Raw genomic sequence first — 14,481 nt, 5'->3', positions numbered from 1 at the left:
ATGACCATCACCACCCATCAGACCACCCCGATCGAGGGCCAGAAGCCGGGCACCTCCGGCCTGCGCAAGAAGACCCGCACCTTCATGGAACCGCACTACCTGGAAAACTTCGTCCAGTGCATCTTCGACGGAATCGGCGGCGTGGCGGGCAAGACGCTCGTCCTCGGCGGCGACGGGCGCTATTTCAACGACCGCGCGGCGCAGGTGATCCTGCGCATGGCCGCGGCCCAGGGCGCGGCGCGCATGATCGTCGGGCAGGGGGGGCTGTTGTCCACGCCCGCCGCCTCCAACCTGATCCGCAAGCGGGGCACGGACGGGGGCATCATCCTGTCCGCCAGCCACAACCCCGGCGGCCCGGAGGAAGACTTCGGGATCAAGTTCAACACCCCCAACGGCGGCCCTGCCCCCGAAGAGGTGACCAACCGCATCTTCGAGGCGACACGGACGATCGAGCGCTACATCATCCTCGAAGCCCATGACGTCGATCTCGAAACCCTGGGCGAACACGACCTCGGCGGCATGACGGTCGAGGTGGTGGACCCGGTCACCGACTACGCCGCGCTGATGGCGGAACTGTTCGATTTCGACGCGATCTCCGGCCTGTTCGCCGGCGGGTTCACGATGCGCTTCGACGCCATGCACGCCATCACCGGCCCCTATGCCCGCCGCATCATCGAGGAAACGCTCGGCGCGCCCGCGGGCACGGTGATGAACGCCACGCCCAGCCCGGATTTCGGCGGTGGCCACCCGGACCCGAACCCCGTCTGGGCGAAGGAGTTGATGGACATCATGATGGGCAAGGACGCGCCGGATTTCGGCGCCGCCTCCGACGGGGACGGGGATCGCAACATGATCCTCGGGCGCGGCGCCTATGTCACCCCGTCCGACAGCCTCGCCGTGCTGGCGGCCCAGGCCCATCTCGCGCCGGGCTACAGCGCCGGCCTCGCCGGTGTCGCGCGCTCCATGCCGACCTCTGCCGCGGTGGACCGGGTCGCCGCGAAGAAGGGGATCGCCTGTTACGAGACCCCGACGGGCTGGAAGTACTTCGGCTCGCTGCTCGACGCGGGCCGCGCCACGCTCTGCGGCGAGGAAAGCGCCGGCACCGGCTCGGACCACGTGCGCGAAAAGGATGGGCTCTGGGCCGTGCTGCTCTGGCTGAACATCCTCGCGGTCAAGCAGATCCCGGTGGCGCGGATGCTCGCGGAACACTGGGCCGAATACGGGCGCAACTACTACTCCCGCCACGACTACGAAGCGGTGGACGCAGGGCGGGCCAACGAAATGCTCGACCGCCTGCGCGCCATGCTGCCCGACCTTCCGGGCAAAAGCTTCGGCCCCCTGACCGTCAGCGCGGCGGATGAATTCGCCTATACCGACCCGGTCGACGGCTCATACGCCGCGGGGCAGGGGCTGCGGATCCTGTTCGAAGGCGGCAGCCGCATCGTGATGCGCCTGTCGGGCACCGGCACCGTCGGGGCCACGCTGCGGGTCTATCTCGAGCGCTACGAACCCGACCCCGACAAACAGGCCGAGGATGCCCAGGCCGCACTGGCCGAGGTCATCGCCGCCGCCGAAGCCATCGCGCATATCGCCGAATACACCGGCCGCGATGCCCCGGACGTCAAGACCTGACCTCCAAAGTCCGGAAATATCCCGGGGTTTGGGGCAGCGCCCCAACCGCCCGAAGGGCTCATGGGCGTGCGCGCATCGGCGCGCTCCGCAAGGTCAGTCGAGCAACCGGGCGCCGAACCCGAAGGCGGGCAGCTCCACACTGCTCCCCCGCCACTCCGCCGCCGCGCCCGGCAGCGGGAAGTCGCCCGCCACGCTCAGCCCGTCCGGCACACTCCAGCGCGCGGGCCGGTCCGACAGGTTGAATACCTGCAACACCCGCTCCTCGCCAAGCGCGCGGATGAACGCCAGAACCTGCGCCGTGGCGTCGATGAAACCGATGTCGCCCTTGCGCAGCACCGCACTCTGACGCCGCTGACCCAGCATCGCGCGGTAGTGTTCCAGCACCGATCCCGCGCGCCCGGCCTGCCGGTCCACGGCAAGGGGCAGATGCTCTGCGGGAACCGGCAGCCAGGGCTTGCCGGTGGAAAATCCCGCCTGCGCCGCGCCCGCTTCCCAAACCATGGGCGTGCGGCAACCGTCGCGCCCCTTGAAGGCGGGCCAGAACCGCAGGCCATAGGGGTCCTGCACGTCCTCGTAGGCGATCTCCGCCTCGCCCAGGCCCAGCTCCTCGCCCTGGTAGAGGCAGACCGAGCCACGCAGGCTGAGCAGCAGTGTCGCGGAGAGTTTCGCCACCTCCTCCCGGTGATCGGGCGCGAAACGGCTGGCGTGGCGCACCACGTCGTGGTTCGAAAACGCCCAGCAGACCCAGCCGTCCGTCACCACTTCCTCGAAACGTTTGACCGTGCGGCGGAAGAAATGGGGTGAGAAGTTCTCGGACAACAGGTCGAAGGTATAGCACATGTGCAGCCGCTTGCCGGTGGCGGTGTACTCCGCCGTCAGCTCGATCGCGCGCGCGTCGCCCACCTCCCCCACGGAGGTGCGCCCGTCGTATTCGTCCAGCAGCGCGCGGAACCGCTCCAGCCAGGCGACATTCTCGGGCTGCGACTTGGAATAAAGGTGGCTCTGCATCCCGTAGGGGTTCACATCGGGCGCATCGGCCCCGATCCCGGCCGGGCCCTTCTGTTCCCCCACCGGCGGGTTCGAGCGCAAGAGCTTGTCATGAAAGAAGAAATTCGCCGTATCCAGGCGGAACCCGTCAACGCCGCGCTCCAGCCAGAAGCGCACCGTCTCCAGGATCGCGTCCTGCACCGCTTCGCAGTGGAAGTTCAGGTCCGGCTGCGAGGCGAGAAAATTGTGCAGGTAGTACTGCTTGCGCACCCCGTCCCATTCCCAGGCCGGGCCGCCGAAGACCGACAGCCAGTTGTTCGGCGCGCTGCCGTCCTCCTTCGGGTCGGCCCAGACGTACCAGTCCGCCTTGTCGCCCTCGCGCCCGAGGCGGCTTTCCCTGAACCAGGCATGCTGGTCCGAGGTGTGGTTCATCACCTGGTCGATCATGACCTTCAGCCCCAGCGCATGGGCCCGCGCGACCAGGTCGTCGAAATCCTGCAAGCTGCCGAACATCGGGTCGACGCCGGTATAGTCGGACACGTCGTAGCCCATGTCCTTCATGGGCGAGGGGAAGAACGGCGAGATCCAGATCGCATCCGCCCCGAGCATCGCCACATGTTCCAGCCGCCGCGTGATCCCCGGCAGGTCACCCATGCCGTCGCCGTCGCTGTCCTGAAAAGAGCGGGGGTAGATCTGGTAAATGACGGCGCCGCGCCACCAGTCCGCATCCTTGTCCGGGCTATCGCTCATCTGCTTCGCCTGCTGTCTGCTGCCGCTGTTGGCTCTCTGGCCTAGGGGCAGGCCGGGTGGCTGTCAATATCGGGGCTTTTGGCGGGTTGCGCTTAATCCTTCATAAAGCGGTTTACGTTTAGCGTCCCTGGCAGACGAGAGTGGAGCGTGCAATGAGCCATATTGATTTCCTTCTGCCGATGCCGGGCGGACAAATGATGGCCGTGGGCTGGTACGACGGCGCCGCCGGGGCCGAGCCTGCGCTGCGGCTTGTCCTGGGGGGCGGGTCGCGTCGCGCCCTGCGCCACCGCTTCCATCTGCGGGACGACCTTCCCCCCGGCCACAGCGGCTTCGTCGCGATTTTCGACACCGTTCCCGGCCATGGTGAGACGGCGGCGCTCAGCCTCGGCGAGCGGCGTGTCGCCTTGCCCGCGGCCCCGGCCACCGGCGCCTGGGCGGACCTGGTGGCGCGCGCAGTGGATGGCAGCTTCCTCGCGGTCCTGTCGGAGGTTTTGTGCGCTGACGGGGCCACGCACCCGCTGCCCGCCGGCATCGTGCAGGCGCTGGCCCCGCGGTTGCGCAGCTTCGGGAATTTCGCGCAAACCCCGCAGGGGGCTGTCGGCTTCGATCGTTTCGACCACTGCCCGGGAATGGAGCATGGCGTGGTCGCCGGATGGGCGCTCGGCGGTGACGACGCCGGGATATCCGCAACGCTTGTTTTGCTGCGGGACGAAGCGCTCTCGGTCCATCCGGTCCTGTTGAACAGCCTTCTGCGAACCGACCTGGCAGAGGTTGGGCGTGGTTTCGCCTATACCGGGACGGATGGTCTTTGCGCGCCGCTTCACTTGCCCCGTGGGACCGGCGCCGGCTCCGCGCCCTTTGCGGTTCTGCTCCTGCGCAGCGGGCAGGCGTTCCTTGCCGCTGCGGGCGCGGGGGAGTCGCGCCAGAAACGGGTCTATGCCGCCCGCCTGATGGAGCTGGAGGAATATTTTGTTCCCCCGCAGACCGGCTGCTCCCTGCTGCCCGATATTGTCCTGCCAAGGCCGGACGCGCAGGTGCGTGCGCATCTTCCCATGCCGCTCAAGCCGCAGACGCATGTGCTGTTGCACCATAACGGGCGGGATTGCGACCTGCGCGACGTGCTGCGCCACCTCACACGGCACCTCAAGGGGCGGATCAGCGTCACGCTGTTGCGCGACGCGGCCACCCCGGCGCTGACCCGCGCGATCGACGGGGCGCGTAGCGATCCGGGCGGTGAGCGCCTTGGCGAGATCCGCACCGCGCCGCGCCCGAATGGCGCGGGGGCGGGCATGACGGCAACGCCCGTCCTGTTCGCGCGCTCCTCCTCGCTGCTTCAGATGCTGGGGTGGTCCGCCTTGCCCGAAGCCATGGGCGATTGCGACGCCGAGGCGCAGGTGCTGATGGAAGCGCCCTTGCTGACACCCCTGGGCGACGCCGATGACACCGCCCTGGCCCACATTTTCCGGCGCGAGCACCCCGCTTTTGTCGCCGTGTTCCCAGCGCGGATTCTGGGGCACCCGGGCTCGGCCCAGGGCTCCCCCTGCCTGACCATGGAGGGGGAGTTGCGCGCCAGGCTGATGGCGCTCGCCGAGGGCGGGCGCGTCCGCTTCCGTGCAGAGGGCACCTCGGCGGTTTTCGCCGGGCGCGGCCCGGACGGCGCGGAAGATGCGCTTGCCCATGCCTTTGACCTCGCGTTGCTCAGCCGCGCGCAACAGGAAAGGATTGCCTCGTGAAACGCGTTGCCATCATCGCCCATACCCATCCGCAATTCACCCTCGGCGGCGGGGAGCTGGCCGCGCATCGGCATTTCAGCCACCTGCGCGCGCTGGGTATCCGCAGCCATTTCGTCGGCATGACCGTCAACCCTAAGGCGACCGGGCGCTACTTCGGCGACGGGCAGCGCGTTCTGACCCTCGGCGCGCAGGATCACGTTCTGCTGACCGGCGGGATGGACGGCTTTTCCATGGAATTCGACCAGGCTGAAGATGAGCAGCGAACCCTCGATTTCCTGCTGTCGCTGAACGCGGACATATATCATTTCCACCATATCTGGAACGTCGGCGCTGGCACCATTCGCCGCCTGCGCGCGGCCCGGCCCGATGCGCAACTGATCCTGACGCTGCACGAATACGCGGCGATCTGCGCGAACCATGGCCAGATGATCACCCGACCGGGCGGCCAGCTATGCTCCGGCGCCAGCCCCATCGCCTGCGCGGGATGTTTCGAGTCCCATGTGCCTTTCGATTTCGTGCTGCGGAAACAGCGTCTGCGCGAGGTGCTGGACCAGTTCGACCTGCTCATCTCTCCCAGTCACTTCCTCAGGGAACGCTTCGAGCAATGGGGCGTTCCGCAGGGCCGCATCGCGGTTCTTGAAAACGGCCTGCCCGCATCGCCGGCGCCACTGGCGGAGACGCTTGAAACGCTCGACACGAAGTCCCGCAGTTTCGCCTTCTTCGGTACGCTGACCCCGACCAAGGGGCTGGACGTGCTGTTGCGCGCGACCGACTGGGCCACGACCGCCTGCGGTGCGCAGGACCTGTCGCTCAACGTGTTCGGCGTGAGCGAAGAGCAGGCGCGCGGGATGTGGCCGGGGCTCGTCATTCCCGACAATGTGCGTTTCCGCGGCCGCTATCGCCCCGAGGATGCGGTGGAGCTGATGAGCCGCGTCGGATGGCTGGTCGTGCCCTCCGTCTGGTGGGAAAACGCCCCCGTCGTCATCCAGGAGGCGCGCGCCGCCCGCACGCCGGTCATCGCCTCCGATATCGGCGGCATGGCGGAAAAGACGCAAGGCTTCGGCCTGCAATGCCCGCCGGGCGATCCCTATGCGCTGGGGGCCCTGATGGCGGAGGTGTCGGGCAATGCGAAACGCCTGCTGGAGCACAAGAAGCGGATCGAGCCCCCGCTCGATATCGCGGGATATCACGCCGCGTGGGATGCGTTGTGCGACGGCGCCGCTCGGGCGGACGCTCCCCGTGGTGGTGGCGTGGCCGGTGCCAAAGGCGCGCAACGGGTGCGGCTGGACGCGCTGGCGGGAAGCCGCTGATCGCTCGGGCCCGACGGGCGCGCGGGGCAAGGCCCCAAGGCTTGTGCGCCCCGTTCCGGTTGTGGCCCTTTGGGGCGCGCCGCACGGGCCGGTCAGCGGTCAGCGGTCAGCGGTCAGCGGTCACGACGTCGACCGGCGCCATGCCATGAACCAGCCGCCGTCAGCCTCCACGGGCGTCAGTCCGCGCGCAGCCTGTGGGAGTCGCGCAGGACCAGCGGGCACATGAGCCGCTCGGACAGAACGTCGAAAGCCGTGGGAGAGAGGAGCTTTTCCACGCACCACTGACCCATCTCGCGATGCGGCAGAAGCACCGTGGACAGGGCAGGGGCCAGGTGTTGCGCGATTTCCTGGTCGTCGTAGCCCATCACCGCGACCGTGCGGCCCGGCATCTCTCCCAGTTCCTTCAGCGCTTCGTAGCAACCCACGGCCGTCAGGTCGTTGGCGCAGAAGATCGCGTCCGGGCGATCCTCCCGCTGCATGAGGTCCAGCGTCGCCCGCCGCCCGCCGGAGGGAAGGAAGTTCCCGGCGACGATCAGCGACGGATCGACGGGGATGCGCGCCGCCCGCAGCGCGCGCTCATACCCTTCCATCCTCTGATCCGAAGCCTCCATCCATGGTTCGCCTGAAATGAAGGCGATGCGCTGATACCCCTCGGCGATCAGGGCGGCGGTCGCCACCTCGCCCCCGCGCCGTTCCGCGGGAACGACGGAACTGTAGCGCCCGCTTTCATCGTAGCAATTCAACAGCACCGCGCGATGCCGGGCGAGGGAGGCCGGCGGCGACGCCTTGCGCGTCAGGATGGAACCGTAGATGACGCCGACCGCCCCGTCATGGGCCCATTTCCGCAGGATCTCGGCCTCGTAGACGGTATCGCCGCCGGTCATCACGATTTCCAACATCATATTGTTTTTCCAGGATTCTTCCTGAACTCCCTCGATCGAGATCGCGGCGAAGGGGCTTGTCGCGATCTCGTCGATCATCAGGCCGATCACGCCGGGGCCGACCGATTTCGGCGGCCGGCCCGCGCCGCGGGGGCGATAGCCGACCGCCTCGGCCGCGGCGAGGACCTTCTTGCGCGTCTCATGGCTGATGCGCATGTCCTCCATCCCGTTCAGTACGAAGGACACGGTGGACTGCGAAACGCCCGCCGCGGCGGCCACGTCCTTCATCGTGACGCGCAATTTCCCGGAATTTCCCTGGACTTTCATGAGTTTCCCGCAGGCTTGCCAGCTGCTAATAAATATTGCTAATAATATTAGCGCAAGCGGATTCGCAGTTTTGCAGGGGGGAAAGATGAGCGCTGGGGGGAAAAAACAGCTGAGCCAGACGCAGGCTGCCTGGCTGTTGCTCACGCCGTTCCTGCTGACCTACGCGCTGTTCCTCGTCTATCCGTTCCTCCGTGGTTTCTGGATCAGCCTGCACGACTGGAACCTGCTGGCCGTCGCCTTCAACCCCGATGCCAAGGAATACGTCGGCCTGCGCAACTACGAGCGTGTCATGTGGGGCCGCAACATCGCGTGGGGCCTGTTCGCCGCGCCGCTCTGGCAGGGGACCGGGCTGGTCGGGCTCGTCCTTTCCGTCGCCCTCGTGCTGGCGGGTCGGCTGAGCCGCTTCAACGCCATCGCGCTTGGTGTCATCTCTGCGCTGCTGGTGCTGCTGCCAGGGTTCCATCCCGGGGAGGAGGGCCGCTGGTACGACCGGCGCTTCTGGCCGACGGTGGGCAACACCCTTGTCTTCGTGGGGCTTGCGGTTCCTGGCGTCACCCTTTCGGCGCTGGTGCTGGCCGCCGCGATGAACCGCGAGACGCGGGCCATGGGCATCCTGCGCACCCTGTTCTTCCTGAGCCAGGTGCTGTCGGTGACGGTGGTCACGCTGATCTGGCAGATCATGTTCTCGCCCCGGCAGGGGCTGATCGCCAACATCACCGAGACATTCGGCGGCACGCCGATCAACTGGCTGACCGATGAGCAATTCGCCATGGCGGCGATCGTCATCGCCACGATCTGGTGGTCGCTCGGGATCGCGATGATCCTGTTCCTCGCCGGGCTTCAGGACATCTCGAAGGACATCTACGAAGCGGCGGCGCTGGACAACGCCAAGGGCGTTAAAGCCTTCTGGTACGTCACGCTGCCCAACCTGCAAAGGACCATCACGCTGGTCGTGGTGTTGCAGATCATCCTGCATTTCCAGGTCTTCGGCCAGTCGCACCTGATGACCCAGGGCGGGCCCAACGACACAACGCAGGTGCTGGTGCGCTACATCTACCAGACCGGCTTCCGCGACAGCGAGCTTGGCCGCGCCAGCGCCATGGCGGTGTTCCTTTTCCTCATCATGGGCTGCTTCTCGATCATTCAGTTCATCGTCGGGCGGGAGAAGTAGGATGAACCGTGGCTACTACTGGCTGATCCTCGGGCTTTCGATGCCCGCCTTCCTGTGGCTGGTGCCCACGATCTGGATGGTGTCCCTGTCGTTCCAGCCGAACGAGGTACTGGCGCGCACCACCTCGACCACCTTCTTCGGGCTGGTGCCGCTGCCGTTCACCGCCGAGAATTACGCCGCGCTTGTTTCCTTCGGGCAAACGCCGTGGTGGTTCCTGAACTCGGTCATCGTGGCGGTCGGCATGACGCTGGGCGTGCTCGCCGTTTCCACGACGGCGGGCTATGTGTTGGCGCGCATGGACTTCCCGTTCAAGCGCACGATCACGGTTATCTGCCTGGTCGGCCTGATGGTGCCCGAGCAGGCGGTGTTCATCCCGCTCTATACCATGTTCGCCGATTTCGGCTGGCACAACTCCTACCACGCGCTGATCCTGCCGCGCATGGCGGTGCCGATCGGCGTTTTTTTGATGATGCAGTTCTTCCGCGCCATCCCCAAAGACATCGAGGAGGCGGCCCGCCTTGACGGTGTCGGCTGGCTGAAGATCTTCTGGTACGTCATGTTGCCGCTGGCGCGTCCGGCGATGATGACGCTGGCGATCCTGACGTTCCTTTACGCGTGGAACGACTACCTGTGGCCGCTCGTCAGCGCGCAGCAGCGGGAATACTTCACGATCACGCTGGGCCTTGCGTCGATCCAATCGAACTTCGCGCAATCGGAAGGGCTGGGCCGCGTCATGGCCTCGGGGGTCATCGCCTCGCTTCCGGTCGTCATCCTGTTCCTGATCTTCCAGCGCTACGTGGTGCAAGCCATGACCGTGGGCGGGTCCAAGGGCTGAATTCGCACAAAAAAGGGAGGAAATAATGAAACATGTGCTTCTGATAGCGGCCGCCGCCGCGACATTCACCACCGGGGCGCTCGCGCAGGAGGTCACGCTGGGCCGCTTTTTCGGCGCTTGCGAGGACGCGGGTACCGACACCACAACCTCGACAGGGGAGGCCTGCATCATCCAGTCGATCATCAACGCCGCGGACGCCGAGCTTGACGGGATCGATATCAAAACCCTGCCCACGGACTGGGGCAACTACTACGACCAGATCAAGGCGGCCTATGCCGGGGGCACGCCGCCGGATGTGCATGTCATGCACCGCCACCGCGTGCCGGAGTTCGCCGGCCTTGGCGCGCTGGCCGAGATCTCAGGCGACCTGGAAAGCGTCGGCATTGATCCGGGGGACTGGTCCCCGGCGGCGTTGGACGCGGTCAGCTTCAACGGCGGAGTCTACGGCGTGCCGATGGATTTCCACGCCAACCTCTGGCACATCAACATGGACATCATGGACGAGGCGGGGCTGGTGGAGGATGGAAAACCCGTCCTGCCATCCTCCCCTGAGGAGCTTCTTGCTCAGGCGCAGCAGGTGAAGGACGCGACCGGGAAGGACTACCTCGCCGCCGACTTCGCGCAGTTTCCCATCGGGGTGAGGTTGGTTCTGGCCCTGATGTGGCAGCAGAACGGCAATATCTTCACCGAGGACGGCACCGCGACGATCGATACGGAGGCGGGCCGCAACGCCGTCACCGCGATCACCCAGTTGTTCGACGCCGGCCTCGCCAATCCGCAGCTGAACTACGCCGACAGCCAGCAGGCCTTCCTGAACGGCGAAGCGGCGATCCTCGTGAACGGCACCTGGGTGGTGGATTTCTACACCGCCGAGGCCGCGAAGGAGGAGGTCGCGCTCGACACCTACTACGTCGCCGATTTCCCGACCTTGTTCGACACCGGAGCGACCTGGGCGGACAGCCACATTTGGGCCATCCCTTCGACCCTTGAGGGGGAGACGAAGATGGCCGCGCTGAAGGTGCTGGCCTTCATCAACGATCACAACATCGACTGGGCGCGCACCGGCCACATGGCGGTGCGGACCTCGGTGGTGGAAAGCGATGCCTACAAGTCGCTGCCGCATCGTGACGAATACACCGGCACCGCCGCCATCGCCAAGGATACACCGCCTTCCGAGCGCTATGGCGCGATCCAGGATGTGTTGAACCGCGAGCTTCAGGCGATCTGGCTGACCGACAAGCCGGTCGAAGACGCGCTGTCTGACGCCGAGTTGGAAGTCCAGGACCTGCTGGACCGCTGACACGCCAAAACCCCGCCGACCTGTCGGCGGGGCCATTCAACCGGATCAAGTACAACCTGACGGGGACCGGCATGGACCGCTGGACAGAGGCAGAGGCAAGGGCTTGGTGGCAGGCGCGACAATGGGTCTGTGGCTGCAACTATCTTCCCTCAAGCGCCGTCAATTTCATCGAGATGTGGCACCCCGACAGCTTCGACCCCGAGGGCATCCAGCGGGAACTGGGCTGGGCGGCGGAGGTCGGCTTCAACGCCATCCGCATCAACCTGCCGTTCCTCGGCTGGCGGCATGACCGCGACGGGCTGATCGACCGGCTGGACCGGGTCATGGGCATCGCGGCCCGCCTGGGGATCGACACCGTGCCCTGCCTGTTCGACGATTGCGGCTTCGGTGGCGACGAGCCGGTCTGGGGCCTCCAGCCTGCCCCGGTACCCGGTGTGCACAACAGCCGCGCCGTCGCCTCGCCCGGGCGGGCGGCGGTGCTGGACCCCGGCCTGCGTCCGGCGTTGGAACTCTACGTCCGGGACATGATCGCGACATTCCGCACGGATGAACGGATCCTGTTCTGGGACCTCTACAACGAGCCGGGGAACCGCATGGATTTCGCCAATGCCGGCTATGGCCAGTTCTCCCCCGAGCTTGAGCGCCACGCCCTGACCCTGATGGAACAGAGCTTCGCCTGGGCCCGCGCAGAAGCGCCCGCCGCGCCGCTCAGCGTGGCGGTCTGGACAACCCCGCTGCCGCAGGAGGACGCGCATCCTTATCAGACCGGGATCGACCGCAGCGCCTTGCTGCATTCGGACATCATCACCTTCCACGCCTATTGGAACCGCGCGCGCGTCGCGCAGTTCATCGACTATCTTGAAGTGCTTGACCGCCCGATCCTGTGTACCGAATGGATGGCGCGGGCGGTCGACAGCCGGATCTCGGACCAGTTGCAACTGTTTCACGAGCGGAACGTCGGCTGTTTCCAGTGGGGCCTTGTCAAGGGACGCACCCAGACCTGGCTGCCCTGGCCGAACGACCTGGTCCTCGCCCACGGCGGCCAGCCGGGGGTAGACCTGTGGTTCCACGACCTTCTGCACGAGGACGGCCGCCCCTACGACCCGCGAGAGGTCGAGACGATCCTCGCGCTGACGCAGAGCGAAACCAACAGAACAGACACAGGGAGCAAATAGATGTCAGGCGTTACACTCGGCAACGTGATCAAGCGCTACGGGGACGTCCAGGTCATCCACGGGGTGGACCTCGATATCGACGATGGCGAGTTCTGCGTGTTCGTCGGTCCCTCGGGCTGTGGCAAGTCTACGCTTCTGCGCATGGTCGCGGGGCTGGAGGAGACGACCAGCGGCAAGATCCAGATCGGCCCACGCGACGTGACGCGCGTCGATCCGGCCGAGCGCGGTGTTGCGATGGTGTTCCAGACCTACGCGCTTTATCCGCACATGACGGTCGAGCAGAACATGGGCTTCGGGCTGAAGATGACCGGCCACCCGGCGGCCGAGATCCGCCAGAAGACGGCGGAAGCCAGCCGTATCCTGAAGCTGGACGACTACCTTGAGCGCAAGCCCGCCGCCTTGTCGGGCGGGCAGCGTCAGCGGGTCGCCATCGGGCGCGCCATCGTGCGCGGACCCGAGGTGTTCCTCTTCGATGAGCCGCTCTCGAACCTGGACGCGGAGTTGCGCGTCGAGATGCGGGTGGAAATCAGCCGCCTGCACAAGGAAATCGGGGCGACGATGATCTACGTCACCCACGACCAGGTGGAGGCGATGACGCTGGCGGACAAGATCGTCGTGCTGCGGCTTGGCCGGATCGAACAGGTCGGCGCACCGCTGGACTTGTACCGGGACCCGGACAACCGTTTCGTTGCGGGCTTCATCGGCTCGCCCGCGATGAACTTCGTCGGCGGCCGTGTCGAAAACGGCGCGGTCCATGTGCCCGCCTTCGGCGGTCCCGTCCGCCCCGAGGTGGCGCTGCCCGCGGATGGCACCGCGGTGACGTTGGGCATTCGCCCCGAACACGCGGTGATCGATCGCTCGGGCGACGGGTTCACCGTGGAACTGACCGAGGCGCTGGGCGGTGTCAGCTACACCTACCTCACCGCCGGGACCGGCGAAAAGCTGATCGTGGAAGAGCGCGGCGACGAGCGGAGCACCATGGGCGACACGGTCGGCCTGCGGATGGAACCGCATCGCCTGTACCTGTTCGACAAGGACACCGAGGCGCGGATCAGGTAGCCCGCGTCCTCAGCGCCCCTTGGGCAGGCCTTGCGCAAGGTTGCGGATCGCCCCGATCATCACCGAGATCCCGACGTCCATGTCCGCGGCGGAGGCGAACTCGTCCGGCCGGTGGCTGACCCCGTCGCGGCAGCGGATGAACAGCATCGAGACGGGGCAGAGGTCCGCCATGGCCGAGGCGTCATGCGTCGCCCCCGAGGGGATCGTCAGCACCTTCGTTCCGCCTTCGCCGATCGCACGCTCGAAGGCCCGTGTCATGGCCGGATCGCAGATCACCGCGGGTTGGACATAGGTGCGGCTGGCCGAGATCCGGCAGCCAGCGGCCGCGCAGATATTGCTGGCCTTGGCGAGGGTCTCCGCCTCGAAGGCCATGCGCGCGGCGTCGTCCGGCGCGCGGACTTCCAGGGGAAAGGTCACCTCGGCGGGGATCGCGTTCACCGCCCCGGGCCGGACCGAGAGGTCGCCCACCGTCGCGCGCAACTCGCCCGCCCGGCCCGCCGCGTCGCTGATGCCGGCCACGATGCGCGCCGCCGCCACCAGTGCATCGCGCCGCCCCGCCATGGGCACCGTCCCGGCGTGGCCCGTTTCGCCCGTGATCCGCACCTCGTGACGGGAGATGCCGCAGATCGCGCTGACGGCGGCGACGGGCAGGTCGTGCTTTTCAAGAACCGGGCCCTGCTCGATATGCGCTTCGATATACCCGGCGACCGTACCGGGCGCGCGGTGGGTGGCCGGGGTGGCGTCGGTGTCGATGCCGAACCGCGCCATCGCGTCCCGCATTGAAACCCCGTCCCGGTCCCGCATGTCGAGCACCATGGGGTCGAGCGTGCCTGCCAGCGCGCGCGGCCCGACAAGCGCCGTCGGAAAGCGCACGCCTTCCTCGTCGGCGAAGGCGAGCACTTCCAGCGCGAAGGGAAAGTCGTCCAGCTCATCCCGCAGCGCCTTCGCGGCGAGGCAGCCGAGGGCGACGCCCATGATCCCGTCGAACGCGCCGCCGGATGGCACGCTGTCCTGGTGCGATCCGATCAGCAGGGCAGGCTTGCCGGTGGGGTTCGGGCTTTTTCCGCAGAGCGTGCCCGCCGCATCGAGCGATACGGAAAGGCCCGCGTCCTCCATCCAGGTGGTGATCTGCGCCAGCGCGGTGCGGTGTTCGCTGCTCCAGGGCAGGCGCGTGACGCCTTCCGTCGTGACTGACGCCGTGGCAATGTCGCGCAGGCGGGTCGCTGCTATCTCTCCATAGGTCATCTGGGCCTTGAATTTATCATGATAAATAAGTTCCAATGCACCTATACCGTACCGCACCAGGAAAAACGAGACCTTC

11 protein-coding genes are annotated in these 14,481 nt (G+C 66.7%); 8 read left to right on the top strand and 3 right to left on the bottom strand.

The features are described 5' to 3' along the window. Window positions 1-1,632: an alpha-D-glucose phosphate-specific phosphoglucomutase gene (locus DJ029_RS05615; RefSeq protein WP_112321389.1), complete on the top strand. Its 1,632-nt coding sequence runs from the start codon at window positions 1-3 to the stop codon at window positions 1,630-1,632. A 93-nt stretch (window positions 1,633-1,725) separates the two neighbouring features. Here DJ029_RS05615 and bglA read toward each other — a convergent pair whose 3' ends face one another. After that, on the bottom strand, window positions 1,726-3,369 hold the full coding sequence (bglA, locus tag DJ029_RS05610; RefSeq protein WP_112321388.1) for a beta-galactosidase BglA: 1,644 nt from the start codon (window positions 3,367-3,369) through the stop codon (window positions 1,726-1,728). Between the two features lie 152 nt (window positions 3,370-3,521). Between bglA and DJ029_RS05605 the strand changes: the two genes are divergently transcribed. Both DJ029_RS05605 and DJ029_RS05600 read left to right on the top strand, forming a co-directional pair. Then, on the top strand, window positions 3,522-5,102 hold the full coding sequence (locus DJ029_RS05605; protein WP_112321387.1) for a hypothetical protein: 1,581 nt from the start codon (window positions 3,522-3,524) through the stop codon (window positions 5,100-5,102). After that, window positions 5,099-6,412 (top strand): glycosyltransferase, encoded by a 1,314-nt coding sequence (locus DJ029_RS05600; protein WP_112321386.1) that lies wholly within the window; start codon window positions 5,099-5,101, stop codon window positions 6,410-6,412. Before DJ029_RS05605 ends, DJ029_RS05600 begins: the two co-directional genes overlap by 4 nt. A gap of 176 nt (window positions 6,413-6,588) precedes the next feature. Here DJ029_RS05600 and DJ029_RS05595 read toward each other — a convergent pair whose 3' ends face one another. After that, entirely contained in the window at window positions 6,589-7,620 is a 1,032-nt protein-coding gene (locus DJ029_RS05595) for a LacI family DNA-binding transcriptional regulator (RefSeq protein ID WP_112321385.1), read from the bottom strand. Between the two features lie 85 nt (window positions 7,621-7,705). Here DJ029_RS05595 and DJ029_RS05590 point away from each other — a divergent pair, with 85 nt between their 5' ends. The 5 genes from DJ029_RS05590 (at window position 7,706) to DJ029_RS05570 (ending at window position 13,160) form a co-directional block, all read left to right on the top strand. After that, window positions 7,706-8,791, top strand: a complete 1,086-nt coding sequence (locus DJ029_RS05590) for a carbohydrate ABC transporter permease (RefSeq protein WP_198671066.1) — start codon at window positions 7,706-7,708, stop codon at window positions 8,789-8,791. A 1-nt stretch (window position 8,792) separates the two neighbouring features. After that, window positions 8,793-9,626: a carbohydrate ABC transporter permease gene (locus DJ029_RS05585; RefSeq protein WP_112321384.1), complete on the top strand. Its 834-nt coding sequence runs from the start codon at window positions 8,793-8,795 to the stop codon at window positions 9,624-9,626. 25 nt (window positions 9,627-9,651) lie between these two features. Further along, the gene (locus DJ029_RS05580; RefSeq protein ID WP_112321383.1) at window positions 9,652-10,926 is read left to right on the top strand and encodes an extracellular solute-binding protein; all 1,275 of its coding nucleotides are present in this window, start codon (window positions 9,652-9,654) and stop codon (window positions 10,924-10,926) included. Window positions 10,927-10,997: 71 nt separating this feature from the next. Continuing rightward, on the top strand, window positions 10,998-12,101 hold the full coding sequence (locus DJ029_RS05575; protein ID WP_112321382.1) for a glycoside hydrolase 5 family protein: 1,104 nt from the start codon (window positions 10,998-11,000) through the stop codon (window positions 12,099-12,101). Beyond that, a complete protein-coding gene (locus DJ029_RS05570; RefSeq protein ID WP_112321381.1) occupies window positions 12,102-13,160 on the top strand; it encodes an ABC transporter ATP-binding protein in 1,059 nt (352 codons plus the stop codon). A gap of 9 nt (window positions 13,161-13,169) precedes the next feature. Here DJ029_RS05570 and DJ029_RS05565 read toward each other — a convergent pair whose 3' ends face one another. Further along, window positions 13,170-14,441, bottom strand: coding sequence for a M20 family metallo-hydrolase (locus tag DJ029_RS05565; protein WP_232822990.1), 1,272 nt, complete (start codon window positions 14,439-14,441; stop codon window positions 13,170-13,172). Window positions 14,442-14,481: the final 40 nt, after the last annotated feature.

The organism is Oceanibium sediminis (genome assembly GCF_003265325.1).
GTDB lineage: Bacteria > Pseudomonadota > Alphaproteobacteria > Rhodobacterales > Rhodobacteraceae > Halovulum > Halovulum sediminis.
The sequence above is the reverse complement of the archived record's forward strand: the minus strand, read 5'-3'. Positions and strand labels throughout refer to the sequence as shown.